This window comes from Aminobacter sp. J41 (genome assembly GCF_000526635.1).
Lineage (GTDB): Bacteria > Pseudomonadota > Alphaproteobacteria > Rhizobiales > Rhizobiaceae > Aerobium.
On record NZ_JAGL01000099.1, the window covers coordinates 1 to 1,414 of the forward strand.

Annotated in this window: 1 protein-coding gene; it reads left to right on the forward strand. The window is 58.4% G+C overall.

What is annotated here, in order from left to right; genetic code table 11:
- The first annotated feature begins 132 nt into the window (after positions 1 to 132).
- Positions 133 to 891, forward strand: a complete 759-nt coding sequence (locus L630_RS0120685; protein ID WP_051473418.1) for a zinc ribbon domain-containing protein — start codon at positions 133 to 135, stop codon at positions 889 to 891.
- Positions 892 to 1,414 lie beyond the last annotated feature (523 nt).

Below are 1,414 nucleotides of genomic sequence, written 5' to 3' on the forward strand. Positions count from 1 at the left end.
CTGCCAGCAGTAGCAGCACGCTGACCAACCCGGCCAAGCCGGACAGCACGGCGACCAATGCCGTCAGTTACACCACGCGGTGGGACACCATCGTTCACTCCGCATAGGATCGACATCGTCAATGGGAAGAAGGTGCGTGTACCCGTCTCCGCGATTCCCAATTATTTCCCCGCAGTTGTAGGCCGCGAGGTTTTCGAGCAAGTTGCCTCGCTGACGAGCAAGCGTACAGCCTCGACCAAGGGGAAGGGTACGCTTGCCAATATCTTAGCAGGATTGGCGAAGTGCCCGCACTGCGGGTCCACCATGACCCGCATCATGAAGGGTGGCAAGAAGGGGGGGCAGCCGTATCTTCTATGCACCAGAGCTAAGGCAGGCGCGGGCTGCACGTTTCGTAAAGTCCGGCTCGATCAAGTAACGCAAGCCATCGTCGCAAATGTCGAGTGGCTTGTAAGTCAGACCCCCTCTCCAGCCGAAGATCTTCAAGGGCGTTGGGAACAGTTTTCCTCGAACCTTGATGTGCTTGAGGACGAGATTGAACGAATTGTCCAAGCGATCGCGCAAGCTGGACACTCTGCCGCACTGTTGGATCGATTGAGAGAAACCGAAGCCGAACGAGATCGGGTGCGCGCATATCTGTCAGAAATTGAGCGTAGGATTGCGGACACGATTACCAACCGCATCACGCAGACTGGGGAGGCGCTGGTGGCAGTGATACTGGGGGAGACCATCGACATTGAGAGAGCTAATGCGATGCTGCGACAACTCTTCGAGCGTGTGATCGTTCACTACCCGAGCGGCACCCTGATCTTCCATTGGAAACATGCACCCGGCCACATGACGAACATTACCTATGCATGGCCTCTTGAAGACGCGGGGTATCGCGGTGGGTAGCTCGAAGAGTCGATGCTGGAGGGAATGGAGAAGAGCGCGTAGGGCAGCGGGAACGACCACAGAATCCCGATTAGCTTGAGCCACTCGCCCAGGAGCCGCGTTCTGCCTAAGTCCGGTCTAGTCCAATCAATCCTCGGCGAGCGGAGATGGACGTTCCCGTCTCCCGTCCACTCTGCTGGTGTGCGGCCCAGTGTACAGAGGGGCGGGAGGGCCCGCGGGGTACACGTAGGTTTGCAGGTGGGGGAGGTGGTGATCGGCTGACTACCGAACTGTCAAACGGCAAACGCTGATGTCGCCGAGCTTCTGAAGTTCCTGCACTCCGTACTCGTAGTCTACCCTTCTCAAGCCAAGGTCATATTGGACACGGCCACGTGAACGCAGCGCTCCGACACTCTTCCGCTTACAAACCCGTCCATCCGCTTTCCGGAGGTACCCCTCCGGTGAAGGCCGCCTTGCGGGCTGAGGGCGAACGTCGGAAGTCCTAGGGATAATCCTAGGAGTAGCCCTATGACGATGCCGCGGG